Consider the following 23833-nt stretch of genomic DNA (forward strand, 5'->3'; position numbering starts at 1 on the left):
CATCATAGCATAGACATACATGGATTTGTAAAGGGGCTTAGAAAAAATTTGCTGTCAACCTTACAGATGCCGTGTAGCTGCCCCCTGGATCTAATATAGTTAGATTTTCGCCAGTGTTCAGAGAGTTGCGAGGAGCGCTCCAGGGTTCGAGACAGTAGAAGTCTTTGCCCTTAAGCGTCCAAAATACCAAAATGGGATATTCATCGCCATAATCTAAAGTCAGCTTCAGCTTGCGGTTATTGTCAGTCACACTTGCTGATTTACTAGTTAGCTGCTTAAAGGCAACATCAATTTCATCTTGGTTGAAGTCGAAATTGCCCTTAAAAGGGTGAATTTCTTTGGTTATTTGGTCTTGATACTCCTGAGAGGGAATTTCAAATTCTAGCCCATTTTTATCAAAGGTCAGAAAATAGGGGTGAAATCCCGAAGAAAAGGGCAATGGTGCGCTTGAAAGATTTTGATACTGCTGGTGAATTTCTAAGGTATTACCTTGGAGTTGGTAGGTGAAAATTACCTGAAACTCAAAAGGATAAACAGCCCGTGTTTGCTCGTTGCTGCAAAGGACAAGGGTGAGGCTAAGTTTATCTTGAGTTACTTGGTCGGTGACTTGCCAAGGTAAATCACGGGCAAAGCCATGTTGTTTGAGAGTATATTGTTTCCCGTCGTGAGTGTAAACGTTATCTGGTAAATTGCCACAGATAGGAAACAAAATCGGATTTCCGCCTCTGACACTCAAATCAGGGTTAGCAAAGCGTTCAGTATCCAAATAAAAAATTTCTTGCCCCTGTATCCGCCAACGGGTAATAATACCACCGCGTTCTGGGACAACTTCCAATTGAGAAGCAGCAGCTTCATCTGAAAGGATATAAGTTTTGTACTGTTGCTGTTGAACTGCAATGGTAAACACAGGTTTTAGTCCTAATGGGTATTGGGGACTGGGCATTGGGCATTGGGCATTGGGCATTGGGCATTGGGCATTGGGCATTGGGCAAGCAGGAAGTGTGGGAGGTGTGGGAGGTGTGGGAGGATGAGGAAGAAATCTTTCCCCCCACACTCCCCACACTCCCCACACTTCCCTATCCCCTCATCTCCCCATCTCCCCATCTCCCCATACACCATGCCCCATGCCCTAAAACTTACTCGTCTTCTGCAAAAACGAAACGATACAATTCGCTTGGGTCTGGTTCGGGGCTAGTTTCAGCGAATTTCACTGCTTCGTCGATTAATTCTTGAATTTTACGGTCGATGCCTTTGAGTTCTTCTTCGGTGGCTAGGTTGTGCCCCACTAAATAAGCTGCCAACTTTTTAATTGGGTCGCGGGCAAACCAAAATTCTTTCTCGGCTTTGCTACGTAGTTCGTCGGGGTCTGCTAAGGAGTGACCGCGGAAACGGTAGGTCAATGCCTCAATTAATGTCGGGCCTTCTCCAGCACGGGCGCGGGCTACGGCTTCTTGGGCAACAGTATGCACCGCCAACACGTCCATACCGTCTACTTCCACGCCCACCATGTTAAATACGCTGGCTTTTTTGTAAATCTCTGGTTGGGAAGTTGCGCGATCGTGGGCCATACCAATTGCCCACTTATTATTTTCTACCACAAAAAGAATTGGCAATTTCCAAAGAGCTGCCATGTTTAAGGTCTCAAAAAACTGACCGTTGTTGGCTGCACCGTCGCCAAAAAAGCAAGCTGTCACTTGGTCGGCGGTTTTGTCTTTTAGAACTTCGCGGCGGTATTTGGTTTGAAAAGCGGCTCCGGCGGCTACAGGAATTCCTTCTGCGACAAATGCATAGCCCCCCAGTAAGCGATGTTCGGCGGAAAACATGTGCATGGAACCACCGCGCCCTTTGCTGCAACCCGTGGCTTTGCCAAATAATTCTGCCATGACTTCTTTTGCTGGTACTCCCGCACTCAAAGCGTGGACGTGGTCGCGGTAGGTACTGCAAACGTAATCTTCACCAGGGCGCATTGCCTGGATAATGCCGCTGGAAACAGCTTCTTGACCGTTGTACAAATGGACAAAACCAAACATTTTGCCCCGATAATACATCTCAGCGCATTTGTCTTCAAATAAGCGCCCTAGTACCATGTCTTCATATAACCTTAACCCTTCTTCTTTAGTGATGCGGCTAGTGGCAACATCAAATGCGGGTAAAGTACGCTCTTGAACCATTATTTTCCAGTATCCCTGTTGTACAACTTAAAGTTACGGTCTTAAATAAGTCGATCTGATAACGTCTAAGCCTTTAACAGGTTAGCGTTTGCAAGAGTCAACAATCAAGCTTTATTTATGCACCAAAAAAGGACTTTGGGGAATAGGTGGATTTTTACTTTTTGGGAAAGTAGGTGGTGTCATTTTAGATACAATTGAATTTTTCAAAGGAAATTTTAACTTTTGCCCCCATAACCCTGTAGGATGTGACTCAAAATGGGACATCTGCTATTTGGGGTTTTTTTGTCTCACCATTCCCCTTAATACAGTACCAATCAAGATAGACTGGTTTCTGCATACCCATTAACAATTTAAAAAAAATGAGGCAAAAGTTTCTATACCTAAATAGGTAATTGTAATTAAAGGTTAAATATGATATGATTTTTGTCTCCTGTTATCAGGGTCAACCACCAAAAGTAGTAGTTTACTGACTGCATACTAGGGAAAGTCCCAAAAAAAAATCTATAGATTTCTGTAACCACAACATTTATGCCCTGACAACAGCGGTAGTTGTGGTTTATGGTATCGAAGATTGTATTAATCAAAAAATACTAAGAATTAAGACAAAAAGCTTAAGCTTTCTAGGCGAAGGCAAAAAATTAGTACTAGAATGTGACTCAAAATTTCGGGAACGTACAAAACAAGTAGTTGCAATATACACTTGTAGAGTAGATTCTACACGGCATTATTATGGCACGGTTTTACTGGCCTGGAACGCTCTAGGTGAATTATGTCGATCGCGGTGCAGGGGAAGTGGACTGTGCGAATTCCGCTAGATTACTACCGAATTTTAGGACTACCGTTAGCGGCAAGTGACGAACAATTGCGGCAGGCATACAGCGATCGCATTGTACAATTGCCAAGACGTGAGTATTCAATCGCAGCAATTTCTTCTCGTAAACAACTTATAGAAGAAGCTTACGTGGTTTTATCAGATCCAAAACAACGCAGTACTTACGATCACCTTTATCTCGCCCACGCCTATGACCCCGATAACGTTGCTGCTGGCACAGTAGCAGGAGAAAATCCCAAAGAAAGCCAAAAAAGAATCGTTGATGTTCACAATTTGGGCATTGATGTTTCCCAAGACCAATTAGTTGGCGCTTTGTTGATTTTGCAAGAATTAGGGGAATACGAACTCGTACTCAAACTAGGTCGTCCTTACCTAGTGAATAAAAACGGTGTTTCCGGTAACAATAAAGGCAATAATCTAGCAGAGGCAGAAATTCCCGAAAGTCCAGAACGTCCCGATGTCGTTCTCACCGTTGCCCTTGCTTGTTTAGAACTAGGACGCGAACAGTGGCAACAAGGTCACTACGAAAATGCTGCTGTATCTTTAGAAACTGGTGAGGAATTGCTAGTTCGGGAAGGTTTATTTGCCAGCGTACAGGCAGAAATTCAAGCAGATCTTTATAAATTGCGGCCTTATCGAATTTTAGAGTTAGTGGCACTACCTCTAGAACAGACTGCCGAACGACGCCAAGGCTTGGAATTATTGCAAAATCTTTTAGAAGATCGTGGTGGCATTGATGGTACCAATAGCGATCGCTCTGGTTTAAACATAGATGATTTTCTACGTTTTATCCAGCAATTACGCAATTACTTAACAGCCGCAGAACAACACAAGTTATTTGAAGCCGAAAGCAAACGACCCTCTGCTGTTGCCATTTATTTGGCTGTTTATGCTTTAATAGCCAGAGGATTTACTCAACGACAACCAGCTTTAATTCGTCAAGCAAAACAGATGCTAGCGCGTCTGGGCAATCGCCAAGATGTACATTTAGAACAGTCATTATGTGCATTACTTTTGGGACAAACCGAAGAAGCAACTCGTGTTTTAGAACTGAGTCAAGAATACGAAGCTTTAGTTTTTATTCGGGAAAAATCTCAAGATTCTCCAGATTTATTACCAGGGTTATGTTTATATACAGAACAATGGTTACAACACGAAGTATTTCCCCATTTTCGAGATTTGGCAAACCAGCAAGCTTCTCTCAAAGAGTACTTTGCTAACCCCCAGGTGCAAGCTTATTTAGAAGCATTGCCAAACGATGCCCAAACAACTAATGAATCTGGTGTAATTAATCCCCAGCTATTTCAACAGCCACAAACAAATAATCCGCGTTTTTCTCAAAATTCCACTGGGACTTTTCGACAATTCGATCGCCATTCTACAGCCAACCTAGATTTACCAGAAACACCAACACAAGAAACACCAGAATATTCCAACTTCTCGCCACCAAAATGGAATTCATCTGAAAGTGTCAAACCAGAAGTAACTGCTGCACCACTTCCTACTGCTGAACGTATGACCACAGGTACTAATCAGTATTGGAATGGTTCGGCGAGGACTACAGCACCGAATCAAAACCAAAAGCGTAGGCGAAGAAAACCTACTCAACCTGTTAGCCGAGAACGTATACCTGATAATCGTCCTCGTCCTCGTCCACGGCGGCGGCGGCGAACTTTTGCTAACACAATAGAAGGTAAAACACGGCTGGTGTGGAGAGTGTTTATTTCCCTTGTGACTCTATTAGTTTTCTGGGTGTTAGCTACAACAGCTTTTGGATGGATAAAAAATCTATTTTTCCCCACACCACCCAAGCATGATTTACAGTTATTCGTACAAATAAATCAACCACCAGTATTTATTCCTGAACCTAGTAAACCAGAATTATCACAAGGAACTTTAACAAATGCAACCGCTGAAGAAGTAATTCAAACTTGGCTATCTACAAAAGCCGCAGCTTTAGGGCCTAATCATCAAATTAATAATTTAGACAACATTTTAACTGGTTCAGCTTTGTCTCAATGGCGGCTGATTGCTCAACAAGATCGCTCAGATAACCGCTATCGTAAGTACGATCATAGCCTGAAGATTGAATCTGTAGAAAATGGTGAATTATTTAGCGATCGCGCCGCTGTGGAAGCTACAGTTAAAGAAGCTACACAGTTATATGAAAATGGTCAATTTCAAGGTTCTTCTAATGAAAAGTTGCGAGTCCGGTACGATTTGATTCGATCCGGAGGCAAATGGCGTATTCAGAGTATATCGGTTGTGGTTCAAATAAGTTGGAATTTTTAGATAATATCTACGATTTTCTTGTCCTCTAAGCATTTGAGGTTAAAGATATCATAAATTCTAAGAATCCTTAAGAACGCTTTTTACAGTTAAAGTTTTTCCTTATAGCTTATAGTGCTGATACCACACAAGCACCGAATAATCACACTCAAAAGGTTGGTGAGTTAGTTCTTGTTTACAATGAAAATTTGGAGTTTGTTGATGAAAATTGGCTTTTAGATATCGATTCTCCAATGCTTATGAAATAATATGGCTCACTTTAATACTTTAGTTATAATTCTAGGATATCTCTTATAAAGATGATAATTTAGTTCAAATTTGTATTCATGCCTTGATAAGACGAAATTCTACAAGAGGCATAGCTATTCTCCCACTCCAAAATTTTTGTAATACTTGTTCTTCTAAACGCCTTGCTCTCAATTCAGAAACTTGATATATGACTTGGATATGATATGATGTACCAGCTTTCAGGTTAGAAAAATAATAAAAGCCAATTTCTCCATTCAAGCTATGAGTTTTACTAGAAATTGCAAATTCAAGTTGACAAGAATTCCAAAAAAGTTTTCCACATAAATCCAAAAACATTTTTTCTCCTGGTTGAAGCAAGTAATAATTTTGTTCGTTGTTTTTCCAAGCAAGTTTAGTTGGGTCGCCAGAATAATTTATTGGTTTACCATCATCGCTTATTAAAACTACCTCAATAGAGCTTAATTGGTAAAAGCAAATAGCGCTTAATGTATTATTTGTAATATAAATACCTAGTTTGACATCAGTTTTGGCTTTAAATAATTTAAAAGGTATGGTCAGTACCGATGGCATATCTATTTTAAATAAGACTCCATCTACTTCTATTGCATTACTATCAGTTGATAAGAGTTCAACAAGACGAAGATTTACCCACGGGGTTGCCAATGTGTCTGAACTAGTTTCTCGTTCAATTGCTTCTTGGTTAATGTTAGAACTTGAAACATCTCTATCTCTCACATCAGTATTTAAAATAAATCGAAGCTGATAAGTTTTCGTGTCAAGTGCATCGAAGTACCAAAAGTAATTAGACCTAAAATTATCAATAACATAGTCGGGAATAGTAGGAATTTTTAGTTGTAAAGAATTATCTTGCCAAAAAAGCTTTGCAGTTACAAAAAAAGTTGTACGGCATTTTGGTCTAATTCTCCACCAATCTGATTGTCTACTTTGACTACTACCTGGCTGTTTATTTTGTTGATTAGTAACGGGATATTGTGTAAATAAATGTCCCTGTATTATTTGTCCATTTGATGTTAAAAGCTCTGGAATCAAAGCTTGTAAATGGTTAAGATAAAAATAATTTGAAGTATAGTTATTGATACTGATGCCGAATTTAATTGGAGCATTAATTCCAATTTTTTTGTTGGGAATGGGATATCCTACTGTGGGAAAGAGTATTGTATTAGGATTAATAATCTCTATATGTATGCCATGTGTTTTAGAAGTATTTATACCATTCGTTCCACTCAATGCCATATTGACTTTAAACCCACATAACTATGGCAAGACTAGAATTCAAAAATCATCAAGTCTTGTTTTAATTAACCAACCAAAATTCTACCGATGGTGTAGTAACTTTACCAGGCCAAAGTTTTTCTATAACTATAGGACAAAACAAGCTATTCAAATCAGATTGAGTTGAGTTTCTATAATTAAAACTAATTCTATAGTTTCCTAAACTAAGATTGCGGAAATACCAATAGCCGCCTATATTATCCTGTCCTTGCATTACAAGTTCATTATTATGTAAGTACCAACGTAGTTCACCATCTATAAAACTAGTCAAGCTTTCTCCAGGTATAATTATAAAAAAATGTGATTCATCAAGTCCAACAGTTCTGTTTGTGTGATAAATTCGCTTTAACAATATTCCTTGACTGTTTCTAACTTCCGGCTTCAATCCAAACAACTTGAAATTATATGGATTAGATGAAAAGTTAGTGATACGCAAACCAAATCTTACAAAAGTTGTGATGTTTTCTTTTTTTTGAGGAATAATTAATCTCTGCTGAGGTACAACTGTTTCAAAATGAATATTATTCACTTGAACGGTATTATTATCACTAGATCCAAAAGATGTCATGGCAATTAGATGGTTATTCCCCAGAACTTTCTAACACCTCTAACAAACTCTTCAACATCAAATAAGCAGAAGTCCCTCCCGGATCTTGGTGTCCAACACTTCTTTCTCCTAAATAACTAGCCCTTCCTTTTTTCGCCTGCATTGGTATAGTTTCCTCCAACCCTTTTTGGGCAGCCACTACAGCTTGTTGCATAGCTTCCACAGTACTTTGGTTTTCTTCTACAGCTTGCCTAAAAGCCGCCACAGCTGGAGACAACACATCTATCATTGTCTTGTCTCCTAGTTGAGCTTTGCCACGTTGCAGCACGCCGTCTAAACCTGCTTGCAGTAGTTGTAACAACTCTTGTTTTGTTAATTGCTGTTTAAGAACTACCACAGCACTAGCTCGCAAAAACCAAGTGCCGTAAAGAGGGCCGCTAGCACCACCAATGGAGGAAATCAAGGTCATACTGACGGTTTTGAGAATGCTGCCAATGTCCTTGTCTGCAACATTGGGTAACTGAGCGATCGCTTTTTTAAATCCACGATCCATATTTATCCCGTGGTCAGCATCTCCAATTGCTGCATCTAATTCTGTTAAATATGTTTTATTCTGCTCTATTTCCAATGCAAATGCCTGCAACCATTGTAATATCTGCGCCTGAGTCACCATATCAAACTCCCCACCGCCAACTCGGTGTTTTTACTGGTGCATCCCATAACCTGATGATTTCATCATCTAACTTCAATAAGGTAATGGAACAACCTTGCATTTCCAAAGATGTAATATAAGACCCGATTAAGTTGCGGACAATTTGCAATCCTTGTTGCTGGCAGATTTCGGCAAGTTTGCGGTAAACAAGATACAATTCCGAAACTGGAGTGCCACCCATACCATTGACAAAAGCTAATAAGCGATCGCCTTTTACCAGTGGTGGGTCGATGAGTTCCACATCTGTCCATTCTCCTTTGTCTTCATGCCACTCGCGCACTGTACGAGTGTATGCTGTATCTTCAATGAGCGATCGCGTCAAAATTTCGGTAATCTCATCTACTGATTTTATATTTGTACGTTCTATTCCTGGCTCACCGTGAATACCGATGCCTAATTCAATTTCGCCATCGCCCAATTCAAATGTCGGCGTTCCTTTGGCCGGTGTTGTACAAGATGTTAGAGCAATTCCCATACTTCGTCCATGCAAATTTACTCGCCGACACAAATTTGCTATTTGTGATAAATCATACCCTTGTTCGGCTGCTGCACCGCAAATTTTTTCCGCCAGTACTGTTGTTCCTACACCCCGTCGTCCTTGGGTATACAAACTGTCCTTGACTGCCACATCGTCATCAATCAAAATATTTAGCGATGGGATGCCCTCAGAACGCACTAATTCCGTTGCCATTTCAAAGTTCATCACATCGCCACTGTAATTTTTGACGATATAAAGAATACCAGCCCCTCCATCTACTTGCTTGGCAGCTTCTAGCATTTGGTCAGGAGTAGGGGAAGTGAAAACTTCACCAGGACAAGCTGCATCCAGCATTCCTCTGCCCACAAAGCCAGCGTGCATCGGTTCGTGACCGCTACCTCCACCAGAAATAATTGCTACTTTTCCTCGAATCGGTGCATCAACTCGATAGACAAAAGTGGGGTCATAGTTGACTTTTATTAAATCAGAATGAGCAACTGCCATACCCTCTAGACTTTCGCGTACAAAGTCTTCTGGCTTGTTGATCAGCTTTTTCATGGTTTGGTCACTTCTGACAAACAGTATTTAGAATCAGTCAACAGTTAACATTCCTCAGAGCTGATGCTGCCATCGTAATGCTCAAAAAAGCATAAAGACCAACAAATGCAGGAAGCCTTACCCAACGGACGAAACTGATAACTGATAATAAAGATACACGATTGCAGACCATTTAAACTTTATGTATGGCAAACCTCTATAGCAGACTAAGATTTTAGAATAATATACGAATCATTTTCATAGACTTTATTCAAGGTGATTTTCTTTTCTGGGAAAATATACGGTGACTGAAACTCAAATATTGATTTTGTTTGGTCTTTGGGAGTTAAATATTTTCGGATATAGTTTCTGCCAAATCCTACTGCATCCTTAATTCTGGGATAATTTTCTACTTTTGTATACAAAGAATCACTAGCGATTACAAAATACTGAGGATTTTTAGCATAAATATATGCATGGAAAATAGCGGTTCTTCCCTCCACTGTTGATTGAGGTGCAGGAACCTGGAATTCTTTGGGTAATAAAGATGTAATCTCTGAATCAATTTCTCGTGGAAAAGCAGTCCATACAAGGGAAAACTGTGTAGCAGTTGTGGTTAATTGCGGATCTGACAAGTACGCCGCCATTCCATATTCTTGCCACTCTAAAAAATCAAATGCTATTCGAGTCTTTGGGGGTTTATTGAGAGAAATAAAATTAATAACTTCCTTGATTGATGGTGGTATCTTTTGAGCGCTGACACTACCACTTGCATAAGGAAAACTAAACGTACTAGAAAATAATATGACTAGTGTAAGGCTTGCAATAACTAACTGCTTTCCTAATCTTTTATTAATTACAGAGAAAGCATCGACAGTTTGAGCAATGATGATAGCGATCGCAGTGGTTATAAAAATATTAGCTAAGTACAAATATCGTGATAATGGATCGATCGCACCTTTTAAAGCTAAAAGAATTGGCAGTGTTAATGCAACCAAAAAGAAAATCGCCCAAATAGTAATGGGATAATTCACTATCCATAAATTAAAATTATTGTAAAATTTAATAATCAGAGCTTTGAAATTTTCTTGCGTTTTTGCAACCTTATTAGACTTTACATGTCCATGCTCTTTTAACTTTAAATAAGCTAAAGGAATAATCCAAATTAAAGAAAAGACAATAACTTTTTTGCTAGCATTGAAAAAATAAAACAGTAGAGTTTTAGCATATTTTAGTCTGTCTAATCCTTTTCCTCCCCATAACTCTCTGTCATAAAGATGAGTTCCTTCTATTAAAAAAGGAGTTCCTAATATTTGAGCAACTGCTACTAATATTGTCATACATACAAGCAATATTGCTGATTTCCATTTTTTATGTCCTATCAGCAAGACTCCAGCAACCAAGGAAAAAAATAGACTCTCCGAACGACAAAAATATGCTAAAATAAACGATAAAGTGGAAATTATAATATAAACAAAGTGTTTTTGATTTTTTACATAACTAAATACATTATAAATACCAAATGCAATAAAGAAAAAAGCGTATGCTTCAGCCATTGGAGTATGGGCTAAGTTCATCATTAAAGGCGTGCAAAAACACAACAACAAAGCTAAAAGCCCTGTGAATTCATTAGTTTGCACAGCCACAGAACGACCAATAAAAAAGAAACCTAGCAACACAAAAGTAACGCTAGTTAATTCAACAGCTTTGATACCTACATTAATATCCGACGCCATTGGAGAAAGAACCAAGCGTAGAATTAAAGACTGAATGATAAAGGGAACTGGCGGCCATGCTGATACCCAATATTTTAGATCTAAAGCTTTGCTTGGTTCATGAGCAAACTGCATCGCTATGGAAAAACGACCTCCTTTATCACCTTCTCCTAAAAATAATTTATCTGAGAATATTGAATAGCTATAAATATAAAAAATAACTAATAAAATTAAAATTCCTATATAAAAAGGCCAATTTAATAGAAATTTGGAATTGTGTTGTGGAGATTTAGACATAGTTTTTTGTAAATCGAGCCTAATGCTTTTCATCAACCAAAACTCACAAATTGCAATGAAACGATATAAACGCAATTACTTCAAAGCTGAGAGCAATTAACAGTGTTGTAACTTGTTATATTACACGTTACCATGCCACTAACTTAATAGCTCATATTTCAATCTTGGCATCTCTTGTTAAGAGTATTTACGATTACAATAGCTATAACATGCTTACAGTAACAATGAATTGTAAAATTTTCAATCTTTAAAAACTCTTTATTTATTATCAGATTCGATTGAATAGTTATAATTAAGACTGAGGCAAAGACAAGGGAGAATTTTGAATTACAAGTGTTATCCGAACTTGATATAAGACATAAGCTGGACTTGATAGCCAGACATCAAAAGAAGTTAAAGCCTTTTGCTTATTGCTTGTTTACTGCTATAAGCCTTTGCTTCAACTTCTCGTAAATTTATAAAAACATCGTTGAATCAAGAATCCCCATACATTTAGGGCGGGGAGTGTCAAGCATGTTCAGCCATTATTTGTTGATTGTGGTTTGCTGACGCCATGCAATTTAATAAAACTATCAAAAGCGTACCATGCCAATACATACCAGGGAATAATTTCAAATTGCAAACCCTTAGCTAGTAACTGTCTAACAGCAAGGATACTCAATCCTAAGGGAAAAATCACCCGCAAGTCAATTTCTCCTTTGGTTGCAAGTTCGACTTTTTTATTTAAGTTAACAATTGCATTTGTAATGCCCACCGCAGCTTCAGAGTTACCCTCAGTAATATCAGCGAAAATAACTCCTAAATCTGTGAGTGTGGCAACTATATTTTTCAAAGTGTCATCTTTAGCATCGTGCTTGATGGCAATACTACCGTGATGAATATTAGTCTGCACCTGGTTAATATAAGGTTGCGCCGCTAGTGCATTAGCAATGCGTTGAATTTCCCCATTTTCACGATGCGGTGGAGCAACTCTCAAGCGTAGCCGTCCTGGGGTGTTGCTGACAATTTTTGTGGATATTCGTTTGGATGAATTGCTTAAAGCCGCTTGCTGAATAATTTTAGGTATTTCGGTCAGACTACCATGACTATTTGTCAACACACAACTGCCGTCCTGATTTTGAATTGGATTTTAAAGAAGGGAGTGGGGAGATGGGGAGGTGGGGAGGTGGGGAGATGGGGAGATGAAGAGATGGGGGGACACCAGACACAGATAATGACCAATGCCCCATGCCCCATGCCCTATGCCCTATTCCCCTTTTTGAAAATTTTACACACCATTATCTGAGGTGTTGTCAACGGAGCTATTTGCGGCTTCAAATACTGGAGTTTGCTTGTCTTCAGCTAGTTCTGCTCTGGCTTCAGCTACAATATCTTCCCAGCTTTCACCAAGTTCTGCAAAGGCTCCTCTGCTTTTTTCATAGGCTAGAAGTCCGCCTTTGATTACGGACTTGGCTATGGGTTTACCAATTCCTGCAACGATGGGAATTAGGACGGGGGCTAGGATAACTGCGCCAATTCCAGCTACAATTCCTACAGGGCCAGCATCTTCAATGAAATCGGTAATTTTTGGTGCCATAATTAAAATTCCTCCTGTTAAGTTGAAAAATTGTCGTAAAGCTTTCTAGCATACTCTACTTAAAAGAGTTATCTCATCTTGCTGATGGTAGAGCTTTTTTTGGTGAAGGTTTGAGGATCGGACGCAAACCATTGACGCCTGCAACTACTGTTGAGCCGTTGTTGACTACTGTCGCCGCTAAGGGGTTAAGACCAAAGAAGACGGCAACAATCATCGCTGCGATATTAGGAAGGGCAACAATACTGGTGTTTTGATGAATTATTTGCTTGGCTTTACGAGCGATCGCGATCGCTTCTAATAAACCATGCAGATCATTTTGCATTAACACCACGTCTGCTGTTTCCCGCGCAATTTCCGAACCGTTAGCGAAGGATACTGAAACATCAGCATAGGCTAAAGCTGGCGAATCGTTGATGCCATCGCCTACAAATGCAACTGTTTTGCCTTGTTCGTGTAGTTGGCGGACAACTGTCGCTTTTTGTTCCGGAAAAGCTTCGGCATGGGTATGCTTTGGTGCGATCCCCAGTTGAGCAGCCACCGCATTAGCTGTTCGCTTGTTATCTCCGGTGAGCATGTGAACTTCTACGCCATCAACTGTCAATAACTGGGTAATTACTTCCTGACTTTCAGGACGCAGAATATCACTATAGACTATTCTACCCTGAAGTTGATTGTTACTCGCGACGTAAATCACTGAGTCTCCTGGCTTATGCCCATTGAGAGGTTCCATGTCTATGCCTTGCTGACGCAAAAAGCGCTCGCTACCGACGTAAACAGTCTCACCGTCTATCTCGGCTTGTACCCCTAAACCCAATTGGTAATCCCATTTACTCCGGCTGGGGATCGCTATTTGCTGGGCTTCGGCATAGCGAATCACTGCTTCCGCTACGGGATGTGTCAGTCGTTGTTCCGCCGCAGCAGCTAGTTCCAACACTCGCAAGTCTGATGTTGCAGCATTGAGACTCTCAACTTTGACAACTGATACTTCACCTTTTGTGAGAGTCCCCGTCTTATCAAACACAACTGTATCAACTGCTGCTAGTTGTTCTAATGCCCGACCGCTACGAATCAAGATGCCGTGCTTGGCTGCATAAGTCAGTGCTGCCAGAACTGTTGTCGGAATTGATACCCTAATTCCAGTGCATAAATCTAAAGTTAGGACGCTAGCTACCCGTGCTGGGTTGCGCGTTGCGGCAAATACTCCCGCACCAAGTAATAAAGTTGGCACAACAGCTTTTTCGGCAATTTTGATGGCATAGTTTTCCATGCGGGTGTCATGGACTGGTGCTTCTTGCATCAACTTAATGCTTTGTCCGGCACGGGTGTCATTACCTACCCATTCCGCCAAGATATAAATTCGTCCCTCACGCATCAAGGTAGAGGCAAAAACTGGCTGTCCTTTTTTCTTTAACACAGGCATGGATTCGCCGGTGAGTTTTTGCTCGTCTAACAAGGCTTTACCCCGGAGAATAGTACCATCAACTGGAACCTGTTCCCCAGGATAGACAATGACTGTATCGCCACGTTGTACATCCTGAATTGGGATTTGTTCCTTGACGCCGTTGCGTTCCACCCAGGCGAATTGCCCTAAAGAACTGAGTAAATCTAGGGTTTGCAATTTAGAAGAACGGGCGGTGCGATCGCGGATGTTTTCACCAATTTCAATTAAGCTCAACATCAACGAGGGTGTGAGAAATTGACCTTGGACAGTGGTAATGGCGATGGCCAGAAAATCTAAAAAGTCAATGTTGAGTTTGCGTTCCTTGACGATGCCTTCCACTGCCCTTTGGAACACTGGTAAGGTTGCAAGGGCAATGGTTCCCGCCACTATTAAAGGGGGAATTGGTAGTCCTAACGGCCCTCCGAGTACGGCTAAACCGGTGGCCATAGCTGAAAGTTGCATCCCAGGCCAGGAATTCTCTGCATCCTCTGTTGGTTGAGTAGCTAATGAATTGTTAGCTTTTGGTACAACTATTGCGACTTCAGTGGCGGCCCCAATCAAATAACTCAAACGCGATCGCACCTCCGCATCTGCAACTGAACTGACTGGATAATTCACAACTAACGCCGCCGCCGCCGGTTTGATTCGGACATTACTAAAGAGGGGATCGCCTTCCACTAAAGCTAAAAGACGTTGAGCATAGTCGGCATCATAACGCAATCGAGGCACGCGCAACCTGATCCTTCCCTGAATTTGATGGACAACACTGTAGGAAACTTGAGCAGTATGTATGCGGGAATGTCCATTTTTCTGACCCAGAGAAATTTTGCCATTCTTTTGTACTAAAGGAATGATCTGAGTCTGCTTCTCTACAATCTGGTGAGATTTTTGAACTCGTAGGGATGGTGGTTGGACTGTGACTTGTGCCATTCGTTATGTCTCATATAAGGTTTACAAACTTGTTTTTTGAGGAAAGTGGGGAAGAAGATGTTCTTCCTTTTTCTTTGCGTACTTTGCGTTCTTTGCGGTAGCCTGCGGCAAGCCGCTACGCGTCTACGTTTCTTTAAACCCTCATAACTAATGCGATGAACAAGTAGTGGTATGTCCCAAAACTTTTGAGAGGTTAGTAGTAAGCACTTTAGTGCTTAAAAATCAAAGGACTAAAGTCCTGACTACGAACATTTTTTCCCTACAAAATTAATGGGACACACCAGTAGTGGTCTGTAGCATTAATTTTGCTTGTTTGTGGGTTTCAGATCCCCGACTTGTTTAAAAAGTCGGGGATCTATCAGCCCCGTCGCTAATGCAATGAACCAGTAGCCTCTCAAGTTAATGAAACAGGAGAAAATTCAAGGAGAGTAAAAACTCTTTCCCACTCCCACCTTTAACTGAGTACTAGATTTTAATGTCTGAAATTCTGTTAAAGACCATCGCATTTGCCATACCTACGTTATTTTGGCAGGTCGAACGCATCGGCTATGCGATATTGCCGCTTCAAAGCCGCTTTATTTGTAGCAACTCGATGAGATGTTGCTGATAGTCTAAATTTTCAGCGTTCCCAGGCACACATAATGTGACTCGTCTGTTATGTGTATGGGTAATCCTATGAGCTATGCCTACAGATTGTCTGTAAGTGCGATTATTTGAATCTAGTTGTGAGCTAGAACCCTCCATTGTTATCCTCCTGTGTTCCTAAGGTATGGAACCGTCTATAACGGAAAGTTCGCCATCATGGCTAAGGAATAAGACAAAGTTGCAGGCTTCAAATCAGCCCATAAATTTGATAAGTTCAGAGTTGTATTCTCTACTTCTGTCGTCCGACTCTCTTTTTGGGTTGTGTCTTCTAACACGTTGATGTTGTCTGATTGTGCCGTATGAGCCACATTTGAGGTTGTGTTCTCCCACACAGTTGTAGTATCTATTTGTGTTGTCTGACTAGCTTGTTCTTGAGATGTTTGTGGCTGTGCAACTTTGATGGTATCGCTGGGCGGATTAGTTTGCAAAGCCAACTCCATGAGATTTACCCAATGGCTGACGCTAATCTGACTCGGCTTGTAAGCGATGGCGATGGATGCTGCATCAATATTCACACGCACGCTCATCGTTTGGGGATCGTTATTAAGCAATTTTTCTAGCCGCCGTCCATAGGCACGATCTTCCGCTAGTCGGGGGAGATGAAATCTGATGCGTCCTGGAATTGCATGGACTACACTGTAAGCTATTTTGGCTGGCTGTGTTATTGAATTTTTACCTTTCAAATCTCGCACCTGTTGGTTCTGACCAAAAGCATTTGCCTTATTTTTGGAGTCTGCGTCTTTCTTGCCCTTTGATTGTTGTAACTTTTGCGATCCCGAAGTTTCTACTTCCAAAGAATCTATGACCTTACGAGTTGCTTCTGCGGTAATCATATAAACTGGAATCGATACCAAGCCGCTGATCCCCAGTCCACCCGTCACTGCTAACCCCGTCATTAAAGGAATCAACGAAATAGTTTGTTCCTTCCAAAAATCAACAGATTTCCATGCTGCAAAAGGATCTGTCTGGTTATTTGAGTTTGGCAAAACTTGAGCTTGGTGAATATTAAATTGTTGCAATAGTCCCAAAACTTCTGGTAGTGACAGTTTTTTTTCATCAAAACTGACAACTATACTATTTGTTTGCTCATTGGTAGCAACTTCCTTCACCCCATACTGCTGCCGTAAGCCTTGGGATATATTTCTGATTGTTGATTTGGAAACACCCTCACTAGCGCGGATTCTTACCCGCCCAGCAATCGTATGAACAATTTCCAATTTCTCTAAAGGCAGTTGCACTTTTGACTGTGCAGCTGTATCTGTAATACTAATATTTAGTTTTACTTCATCACTTTGATGCTGGTGAGGAATTAAGTCAGGAGACATACTATTCTGCGGACTTAACCCCTCCTGACTACTAATAATATTGGTCATTTACCCGATAACTACACCCAACCAAAGGTTAACGTTAGGTTAAGTATACCTTAAACTTTCTGTGAACTATACATTCTAAAGAATTATTTCAGATTAAGTCTTATTAACTACTCGTTGTTGGTATTCTTGCTCAGTAATCATATCGAGAGTGTTTTCTAGGCGGTCTACAAATACGATGCCATCGAGGTGGTCATATTCGTGTTGAAATATACGAGCGACGAAATCCCTTAATTCTTGCTTTTGGACATTGCCTTGGCGATCGCTATATTCCACTTCGATATTTTTATACCGAGGAACCAACCCCCTAATGCCAGGAACACTTAAACAGCCTTCCCAATCTTTGACAACTTCCTTTGAGTGACCAATAATTCTAGGATTAATCATAGCAGTAGGTTCCATTTCTGGGGCATTAGGATACCTAGCATTAGGGCGGGAAGCCACAATAAATAAACGATAGGATTGTGCAACTTGGGGTGCAGCAATTCCCACACCGTTGGCCGTGGCAACTGTGGACATTAAGTCATCAATTAATTTTTGGATACTTGGATCTTGAATATTATCAACCCAAGCGGCCTTTTGGCGGAGTGTGGGATTGCCTAATTGAATGATTGATTGAGACATGAAAAACTCCTTTGGTAAATGGGGCATGGGGAATGGGGCATTGGGCATTGGGCATTGGGCATTGGGCATGGAGAGATGGGAGAGGGGGGAGACAAGAAAGAAAGATTGCTACGTTGTTTACTTTGTCTACCTTGTCTACCTTGTCTACCTTGTCTACCTTGTCTACCTGGTCTACCTGGTCTACCTTGTCTACCTTGTCTACCTTGTCTACCTTGTCCTCTTCCCATGCCCCATCCCCTATGCCCCATGCCCAATAATATTTATCCTTCACGTCTTACGGGTAAAGGAGCAGGTCGGACTGCTAGTTGGAGGATTTGTCCATTGCGTTCTACTTGTATTGGTAGGTTGCTACCAATTTTGCTATTTTCTACTAGCTTCTGTACTTGTTCAATTTTAGTCACAGGCTGGTTGCTAATGCTTTTAATTACATCACCTGGTCTTAGTCCGGCGGCGGCGGCGGGCGATCGCGGCACAATTTCCACGAGTAAAACGCCTTCATCGGCTGTAAGATTTAAGCGATCGCCTGCAATATTTTTGAGTCTTTCTTTGTTTTCTGGTGTCAGTGTCACCATTTGCACGCCCAAATAAGGATGATCTACTCTGCCTTTGGCGATTAGTTCTTGGGCTATTCTTTGCACGGTGTTCATGGGGATGGCAAATCCCAAGCCTTGAGCGCCTCGGATAATGGCTGTATTCATAGCAACTACTTGACCGCGGGTATTGAGTAGCGGGCCGCCAGAATTACCAGGGTTAATGGCAGCATCCGTTTGGATGTAATCAACTCGCTTATCACTAGCGCCGATATCGCTACCAGAACGACCTGTAGCACTAATAATCCCAGAAGTTACAGTATTATTCAAGCCTAAGGGGTTGCCAATGGCGATTACTGCCTCTCCTGGTTGTAAAATATCTGAGTTGCCTACAGGCACGGTTGGTAGGTTATTGGCGTCAATTTTGATTACAGCTACATCTGTTACCGCGTCTTCACCTAAAACTTTGCCGTCAAAAGTCCGACCATCTTTAAGTGTAACAGTCACCCTATCAGCACCATCTACTACATGGGAATTGGTCAAAATTTGACCAGAGGAATTAATGATAAATCCAGAACCACTACCCCGTTCTACTCGTTGTCTCTGCTGGGGTATTGTGTCTCCAAAAAACCGCCGAAGTAAAGGGTCGTTAAATTCTTCTGGTAGGCGAGAAGTAATTGTTCTAGAAGAATCAATTCTAACCACCGCAGACCCCGCACTTTGCACGACTTTCACCACAAAATTAGGGTCTCCAGACGATGCAAGAATTCGTGGAGGAGCGATTACTGGATTAGCCTCGATTGTTTTTTGAGTTTCAGGAGTGCTTTGTTGATTCTCAAAAGTTTTGGCACTTAGAAGAGAGCAGCTCCCCAGCAACACCACTATTGAGAGCATCCACAATCTGTTGGGCAAAACCCTAATATTAATATTTTTGAATGTTAAGTCATGGTTTGTTGTCTTCATTTGTCGTTGCTTCTCCCTTGTCAGTCAGTGGGTGTTAGGATCTTGCCTACCGGGTATGTCCCAAAAATGGTTACAACTTAAGAGCCTATTCTGGGTCTAGTACAGCATCAATATTCCGCAGAAGTCCTAAATACAATTTTTTTGACTTTTGTACAGACGCGATTAATCGCGTCTCTACTTTTGACTTCCGCAGTGCGGTAGCCTGGATGCTAAATTGGTGCTTTCTCTTCTATTGTGACGATTAGCAGCAAAGGTGGTGGATCGTGGAAATTTCGATAGAAAATTTGTGGACTCAGGTACTAGAGCGTTTAAAGCTTGAGCTATCCCGACCTACCTTTGAAACTTGGATCAAAACTGCTAATGCGGAGCGATTAGAAAATAATTGTTTGGTGATACGTACTCCTAACCCATTTGCTCGTAATTGGTTACAGAAGTATTATGTCAACACCATTGCTCATGTAGTACAAGATATTTTGGGTCATTCTGTGGAAATTTACATTACCGTTGCTCAAGGTGATGAAGTTTCTCATGTTAGCGAACGAGGGGTTTCTTGGGAATCACCAAATCCTAGCAGTATTTCTGAACCTGTTTCTCATAACATCCAAAAAACTACTGAATTAAACTCTAAATATGTTTTTTCACGCTTTGTAGTCGGTGCAAATAATCGTATGGCTCATGCTGCTTCTTTAGCAGTTGCAGAATCTCCTGGGAGGGAATTTAATCCTTTATTTTTATGTGGCGGCGTGGGTTTAGGTAAAACCCATCTCATGCAAGCCATCGGTCATTATCGCTGGGAAATTTCCCCCGGTTGTAAGATATTTTATGTTTCTACTGAACAATTTACTAATGATTTAATTACAGCGATTCGTAAGGATAGTATGCAAAGTTTTCGCGAGCATTATCGAGCCGCTGATGTTTTATTAGTTGATGATATTCAGTTTCTAGAAGGTAAGGAATACACCCAAGAAGAATTTTTTCATACTTTTAATACTTTACACGAAGCAGGTAAACAAGTTGTCATTGCTTCTGACCGTCCCCCGAACCAAATTCCGAGTTTACAAGAACGTCTTTGTTCTCGCTTTTCTATGGGGTTAATCGCAGATGTGCAATCGCCGGATTTAGAAACGAGAATGGCGATTTTACAAAAAAAAGCTGAGTATGAAAATATTCGCTTGCCTCGTGATGTGGTTGAATATATTGCTTCTAACTATACTTCTAATATTCGAGAATTAGAAGGAGCTTTAATTCGCGCACTGGCTTATATTTCTATTTGGGGTTTACCGATGACGGTGGAAAATATTGCACCAGTTTTAGGGCCGCCCAATGAAAAAGTGGTGGCTACCCCAGAAACAATTTTGAAAGTTGTCGCTGAGAATTTTGATCTTTCCATTGATGACCTCAAAGGTAACTCACGACGCCGAGAAATTAGCTGGGCGCGTCAAATTGGTATGTATCTCATGCGTCAACACACGTCTTTGAGTTTGCCGAGAATTGGGGAGGAGTTTGGCGGTAAAGACCATACAACGGTGATCTATAGTTGTGACAAAATTGCCCAACTCCAAGAGAGCGATCGCACTTTAGCACAAACCCTACGCCAATTGAGCGATCGCATTAATATGACTAGTCGCCCTCAAAAATCATCGTAAGTCAGAATTCAGGAGTCAGGAGTCAGAATTCAGGAGTCAGGAGTCAGAATCCAGGAGTCAGAATCCAGGAGTCAGAATCTATTAAGATTTGGAAACTCAAACTTCATAACTTGAAGAAAATCCACCACCTCACTATCCTTGATTTCCCTACCATACTGAATTCACCAATCCTGACTCCTAAGTTCTGACTTTGAAGTTTTCCACAACTAGCACTTTAATTGTCAAACCTTAAAAGTTAGACAATTGGTCAAAAATATTAAGTAACGTATAAAAATTGATTAAATTTTACTTAGCTTGTGGAAAAAATCTTACTTTTTGGGGAAAAATCTGTGGAAAACTTGATTTTTTTTTAATTAATCTTAATTAAGTATAATTACCTTGTGGAAAACCTAGCGTGTTTTTCCACAAGTTTTCCACAGGTAAGCAACTAAAAGTTAAAGCTCAAAATTGGGCAATTTTGACAATCTAAAATTCGGTTAACAAAAGGTTATGTCACCTTAACTACTGTTCTATAATTCCCTTTAACTACGATATTCCGCCCAATTTATCGCAGTTTAAGGAAAAAAATTGATGAAACAGTGGCTAAGAACTTCTCATTCAGTCAGACGCTTAATCAAGTTAGTTCAAATTTATACTATCAGAACTGTGCAAGCTACCAAAAATTTGCACCTTCGTTTAATCAGAAGTTGTCTGCATAGGCGTTATTCCTGGAGCTTGATTAGTCTATTTTTAATCGGAGTTAGCTTGAGCGTAGCAATGACAGCCTGCTCGTCACAAAATACAGATAACGCAGGTAATGTTAATTCTACTGCCAAGGATAATGTAAAGCTGACGCTTGTTTCTTACTCAGTTACCAGTGAAGCGTATAAGCAAATTATTCCTAAATTTATAGAACAGTGGAAGAAAGAACATCAGCAAGATGTCACTTTTGAGGAGAGTTATGAAGGTTCTGGTTCCCAAGCATTAGCTGTAATTGATGGGTTAGAAGCTGATGTAGTGCATTTATCGCTTGCTCTTGATGTCCAGAAACTAGTTGAGGCAGGTTTGATTCAACAGGGTTGGGAAAAAGAAGCCCCCAATGATGCAATAGTAACTCAATCTGTAGGAGCGATCGCAACTCGTGAGAATAATCCCAAAAATATCAAAACTTGGACAGATCTCACACAAAATCAGGTGCAGTTAATTACACCAAACCCCAAAACATCTGGTGGCGCTCGCTGGAACTTTATTGGACTTTGGGGTTCAGCCATCAAAACTGGTAAAAACGAGGCTCAAGCATTAAACTTTATTTCCGATGTTTATCAACACGTACCTGTGCTACCAAAAACTGCTCGCAATGCCACTGAACTGTTCTTTAAAAAAGGTCAGGGTGATGCTTTAATCAATTATGAAAACGAGATGATTTTATCAGCACAAAATGGTGAAAAATTTTCCTATGTAGTTCCTGATGTCAATATTTCTATTGACAATCCTGTAGCTATTGTAGATACAAATGTCGATAAACATGGAACTCGTCTAGTTGCAGAAGCATTTGTAAAATTTCTTTACACTCCAGATGCACAAAGAGAGTTTGTCAAATTAGGATTTCGTCCTGTTAATGTCACAATTGCCAAAGAAGTAGAAAGCAAATATCCAAAAATCAAAACTCTTTTCAAAGTTGAAGATTTAGGAGGATGGGAGAAAATTCAAAAACAATTCTTTAATGAAGGTGCTATCTTTGACCAAATAAAAACTAAGATTCGGTTGAAAGAGGTATAATACAGCAGAGTTCAAAGCTAAAAAAGTCAAACAATCTTAATGCTTGCTTGGCTTCAAGAGCTAGTGTATGTACTTCATTAACTTTAAATTCGCTGTATCATGTTCGGTCAATAGTTGTAGTTAAGACTGACACGAACAGCGGAATATCTTTTTATCTACACTTTAGATTTTAAGTCTATGAAAAATTATGAACGCGTACAAAAAATACACCACAATTACAGATTCAAAGCAAGTAATTTTATCTGATTGCGTTATCGGACAGTGCAACACACCATCAAAAATTGAAGGTGCGTTAGCCTACTAGCGTGTCAAGGCTAAAATGTTGCAATAAACAATGTTTTTAGTTGCGCCTTAGCACCTCCCAAACAATAAAGCTAATGCACAACTTTAGTCTAGACACGCCAATAGTGGTAATCTTCCTTTGCATCATGACTTGGTTCGATAGGAATTGGCTCAAAAACATGTCCAATTAACTGATAAGAAGCTTCATCCATACAGATGAGTGGTGACAATTCACTATGCAGTTGACTATAAAGATCCAAGACTACTTCCATTTGGGAAATAAAACGTGCTAAGTCTCGTTCTGGGATACAAAACCTTTGTATTTTCCACGGACATAGCTCGTTTTTTTTAATATGCTTCTGACTGTTTCTAGAGAAATTTCTGTGATGATATTTCTGTTTTTAATTTCTTGAGTTAATAGTCTCAAACTCCAATGCACTCGTCCTGCGGGGGGGTCAGAACAACACAATGCGATAATTTGAGCTTCAGTATGACCATCAATTTTTGCCGGTACTGGCGGAGTTTTTCGTTGACTACGATTTAGGGCTGGTTGTTCACCTTGCTCCAAAAATCTTTTCCTAATTCTTCCTACTGTATTGCGATGCAGGTTGAGAGCGGAACTGATTTGTTCATCTGTCCATTTTTTCGTTGCACCCTCACCTTCATCACACATCAGTAGCACTTGTGCGTGCAAGATTTTTTTCGCTGGGGCATAACCGTTACGACTTATCTGTTCTAGTTTTTGCCTTTGCTCTGTATTTAAAAGCACTTTATCTCTACGACCTTTACCCATCTACTTACCCCAATTTTCCGTCTTTTATATTGTGGGATGGGTGTCCTCACCCGTCCGGGCGGGCAGGATGCCCACCCCACAAGAGTTTACTAATGCACTATTTTAGCTGTGTCAGTCCACTACATTAGTAATTATGAATTACGAATCATTAGAGA

Annotated in this window: 18 protein-coding genes and 1 pseudogene; 4 read left to right on the forward strand and 15 right to left on the reverse strand. The window is 40.5% G+C overall.

Annotated features, from left to right (window positions below):
- Positions 1-37: 37 nt before the first annotated feature.
- The gene (locus VF06_RS11215) at positions 38-907 is read right to left on the reverse strand and encodes an aldose epimerase family protein (protein WP_099069414.1); all 870 of its coding nucleotides are present in this window, start codon (positions 905-907) and stop codon (positions 38-40) included.
- A 229-nt stretch (positions 908-1136) separates the two neighbouring features.
- On the reverse strand, positions 1137-2171 hold the full coding sequence (gene pdhA, locus VF06_RS11220) for a pyruvate dehydrogenase (acetyl-transferring) E1 component subunit alpha (protein ID WP_099069415.1): 1035 nt from the start codon (positions 2169-2171) through the stop codon (positions 1137-1139).
- 799 nt (positions 2172-2970) lie between these two features.
- Between pdhA and VF06_RS11225 the strand changes: the two genes are divergently transcribed.
- Positions 2971-5295 carry an IMS domain-containing protein gene (locus VF06_RS11225; protein ID WP_099069478.1) on the forward strand — a complete coding sequence of 775 codons (2325 nt, stop codon included), beginning with the start codon at positions 2971-2973 and terminating at the stop codon, positions 5293-5295.
- A gap of 321 nt (positions 5296-5616) precedes the next feature.
- Here VF06_RS11225 and VF06_RS11230 read toward each other — a convergent pair whose 3' ends face one another.
- The 6 genes from VF06_RS11230 to VF06_RS11255 all read right to left on the reverse strand — a co-directional run bounded on the left by VF06_RS11230 (position 5617) and on the right by VF06_RS11255 (position 12219).
- Positions 5617-6795, reverse strand: coding sequence for a hypothetical protein (locus tag VF06_RS11230; RefSeq protein WP_099069416.1), 1179 nt, complete (start codon positions 6793-6795; stop codon positions 5617-5619).
- Positions 6796-6856: 61 nt separating this feature from the next.
- Positions 6857-7402 carry a hypothetical protein gene (locus tag VF06_RS11235; RefSeq protein ID WP_099069417.1) on the reverse strand — a complete coding sequence of 182 codons (546 nt, stop codon included), beginning with the start codon at positions 7400-7402 and terminating at the stop codon, positions 6857-6859.
- Positions 7403-7415: 13 nt separating this feature from the next.
- A complete protein-coding gene (gene dhaL / locus VF06_RS11240) occupies positions 7416-8054 on the reverse strand; it encodes a dihydroxyacetone kinase subunit DhaL (RefSeq protein WP_099069418.1) in 639 nt (212 codons plus the stop codon).
- A gap of 1 nt (position 8055) precedes the next feature.
- On the reverse strand, positions 8056-9129 hold the full coding sequence (gene dhaK / locus VF06_RS11245; RefSeq protein WP_099069419.1) for a dihydroxyacetone kinase subunit DhaK: 1074 nt from the start codon (positions 9127-9129) through the stop codon (positions 8056-8058).
- Positions 9130-9335: 206 nt separating this feature from the next.
- Positions 9336-11120 (reverse strand): hypothetical protein, encoded by a 1785-nt coding sequence (locus VF06_RS11250; protein ID WP_143861717.1) that lies wholly within the window; start codon positions 11118-11120, stop codon positions 9336-9338.
- Positions 11121-11637: 517 nt separating this feature from the next.
- Positions 11638-12219, reverse strand: a complete 582-nt coding sequence (locus VF06_RS11255) for an HMA2 domain-containing protein (protein ID WP_099069421.1) — start codon at positions 12217-12219, stop codon at positions 11638-11640.
- A 42-nt stretch (positions 12220-12261) separates the two neighbouring features.
- Here VF06_RS11255 and VF06_RS42000 point away from each other — a divergent pair, with 42 nt between their 5' ends.
- Positions 12262-12405: a hypothetical protein gene (locus VF06_RS42000; RefSeq protein ID WP_180267410.1), complete on the forward strand. Its 144-nt coding sequence runs from the start codon at positions 12262-12264 to the stop codon at positions 12403-12405.
- Here the strand turns inward: VF06_RS42000 and VF06_RS11265 are convergent.
- The 6 genes from VF06_RS11265 to VF06_RS11290 form a co-directional block, all read right to left on the reverse strand.
- On the reverse strand, positions 12388-12696 hold the full coding sequence (locus VF06_RS11265; RefSeq protein WP_099069423.1) for a DUF5132 domain-containing protein: 309 nt from the start codon (positions 12694-12696) through the stop codon (positions 12388-12390). The two genes, VF06_RS42000 and VF06_RS11265, sit on opposite strands and share 18 nt — an antisense overlap.
- A gap of 73 nt (positions 12697-12769) precedes the next feature.
- Complete coding sequence (locus VF06_RS11270; RefSeq protein ID WP_099069424.1) at positions 12770-15067, reverse strand: heavy metal translocating P-type ATPase; 2298 nt, start codon at positions 15065-15067, stop codon at positions 12770-12772.
- Between the two features lie 779 nt (positions 15068-15846).
- Positions 15847-17037, reverse strand: a complete 1191-nt coding sequence (locus tag VF06_RS11275; RefSeq protein WP_244917960.1) for a hypothetical protein — start codon at positions 17035-17037, stop codon at positions 15847-15849.
- A gap of 141 nt (positions 17038-17178) precedes the next feature.
- Complete coding sequence (gene def / locus VF06_RS11280) at positions 17179-17706, reverse strand: peptide deformylase (RefSeq protein ID WP_099069426.1); 528 nt, start codon at positions 17704-17706, stop codon at positions 17179-17181.
- Positions 17682-17954: a hypothetical protein gene (locus VF06_RS42005; RefSeq protein WP_180267409.1), complete on the reverse strand. Its 273-nt coding sequence runs from the start codon at positions 17952-17954 to the stop codon at positions 17682-17684. Before VF06_RS42005 ends, def begins: the two co-directional genes overlap by 25 nt.
- A gap of 12 nt (positions 17955-17966) precedes the next feature.
- Positions 17967-19199, reverse strand: coding sequence for an HhoA/HhoB/HtrA family serine endopeptidase (locus tag VF06_RS11290; RefSeq protein ID WP_099069428.1), 1233 nt, complete (start codon positions 19197-19199; stop codon positions 17967-17969).
- A gap of 263 nt (positions 19200-19462) precedes the next feature.
- Between VF06_RS11290 and dnaA the strand changes: the two genes are divergently transcribed.
- Both dnaA and VF06_RS11300 read left to right on the forward strand, forming a co-directional pair.
- Complete coding sequence (gene dnaA, locus VF06_RS11295) at positions 19463-20845, forward strand: chromosomal replication initiator protein DnaA (RefSeq protein WP_099069429.1); 1383 nt, start codon at positions 19463-19465, stop codon at positions 20843-20845.
- Positions 20846-21415: 570 nt separating this feature from the next.
- Positions 21416-22603, forward strand: a complete 1188-nt coding sequence (locus VF06_RS11300) for a sulfate ABC transporter substrate-binding protein (protein ID WP_099069430.1) — start codon at positions 21416-21418, stop codon at positions 22601-22603.
- A 398-nt stretch (positions 22604-23001) separates the two neighbouring features.
- Here the strand turns inward: VF06_RS11300 and VF06_RS11305 are convergent.
- Positions 23002-23678, reverse strand: a pseudogene (locus VF06_RS11305) (helix-turn-helix domain-containing protein); the annotation flags it as partial.
- Positions 23679-23833 lie beyond the last annotated feature (155 nt).

Origin of the sequence: Nostoc linckia z4 (genome assembly GCF_002608075.1) — a bacterium.
In the GTDB taxonomy this organism is placed as follows: Bacteria; Cyanobacteriota; Cyanobacteriia; order Cyanobacteriales; family Nostocaceae; genus Nostoc; species Nostoc linckia.

Excerpts from the sequence above, each read along its gene's own strand:
- pdhA (WP_099069415.1), bottom strand. The coding sequence starts at position 2,171 with ATGGTTCAAGAGCGTACTTTACCCGCATTTGATGTTGCCACTAGCCGC.
- VF06_RS11230 (WP_099069416.1), bottom strand. The coding sequence starts at position 6,795 with ATGGCATTGAGTGGAACGAATGGTATAAATACTTCTAAAACACATGGC.
- VF06_RS11235 (WP_099069417.1), bottom strand. The coding sequence starts at position 7,402 with ATGACATCTTTTGGATCTAGTGATAATAATACCGTTCAAGTGAATAAT.
- dhaL (WP_099069418.1), bottom strand. The coding sequence starts at position 8,054 with ATGGTGACTCAGGCGCAGATATTACAATGGTTGCAGGCATTTGCATTG.
- dhaK (WP_099069419.1), bottom strand. The coding sequence starts at position 9,129 with ATGAAAAAGCTGATCAACAAGCCAGAAGACTTTGTACGCGAAAGTCTA.
- VF06_RS11250 (WP_143861717.1), bottom strand. The coding sequence starts at position 11,120 with ATGTCTAAATCTCCACAACACAATTCCAAATTTCTATTAAATTGGCCT.
- VF06_RS11265 (WP_099069423.1), bottom strand. The coding sequence starts at position 12,696 with ATGGCACCAAAAATTACCGATTTCATTGAAGATGCTGGCCCTGTAGGA.
- VF06_RS11270 (WP_099069424.1), bottom strand. The coding sequence starts at position 15,067 with ATGGCACAAGTCACAGTCCAACCACCATCCCTACGAGTTCAAAAATCT.
- VF06_RS11275 (WP_244917960.1), bottom strand. The coding sequence starts at position 17,037 with ATGTCTCCTGACTTAATTCCTCACCAGCATCAAAGTGATGAAGTAAAA.
- def (WP_099069426.1), bottom strand. The coding sequence starts at position 17,706 with ATGTCTCAATCAATCATTCAATTAGGCAATCCCACACTCCGCCAAAAG.
- VF06_RS42005 (WP_180267409.1), bottom strand. The coding sequence starts at position 17,954 with ATGGGGCATAGGGGATGGGGCATGGGAAGAGGACAAGGTAGACAAGGT.
- VF06_RS11290 (WP_099069428.1), bottom strand. The coding sequence starts at position 19,199 with ATGAAGACAACAAACCATGACTTAACATTCAAAAATATTAATATTAGG.
- VF06_RS11300 (WP_099069430.1), top strand. The coding sequence starts at position 21,416 with ATGAAACAGTGGCTAAGAACTTCTCATTCAGTCAGACGCTTAATCAAG.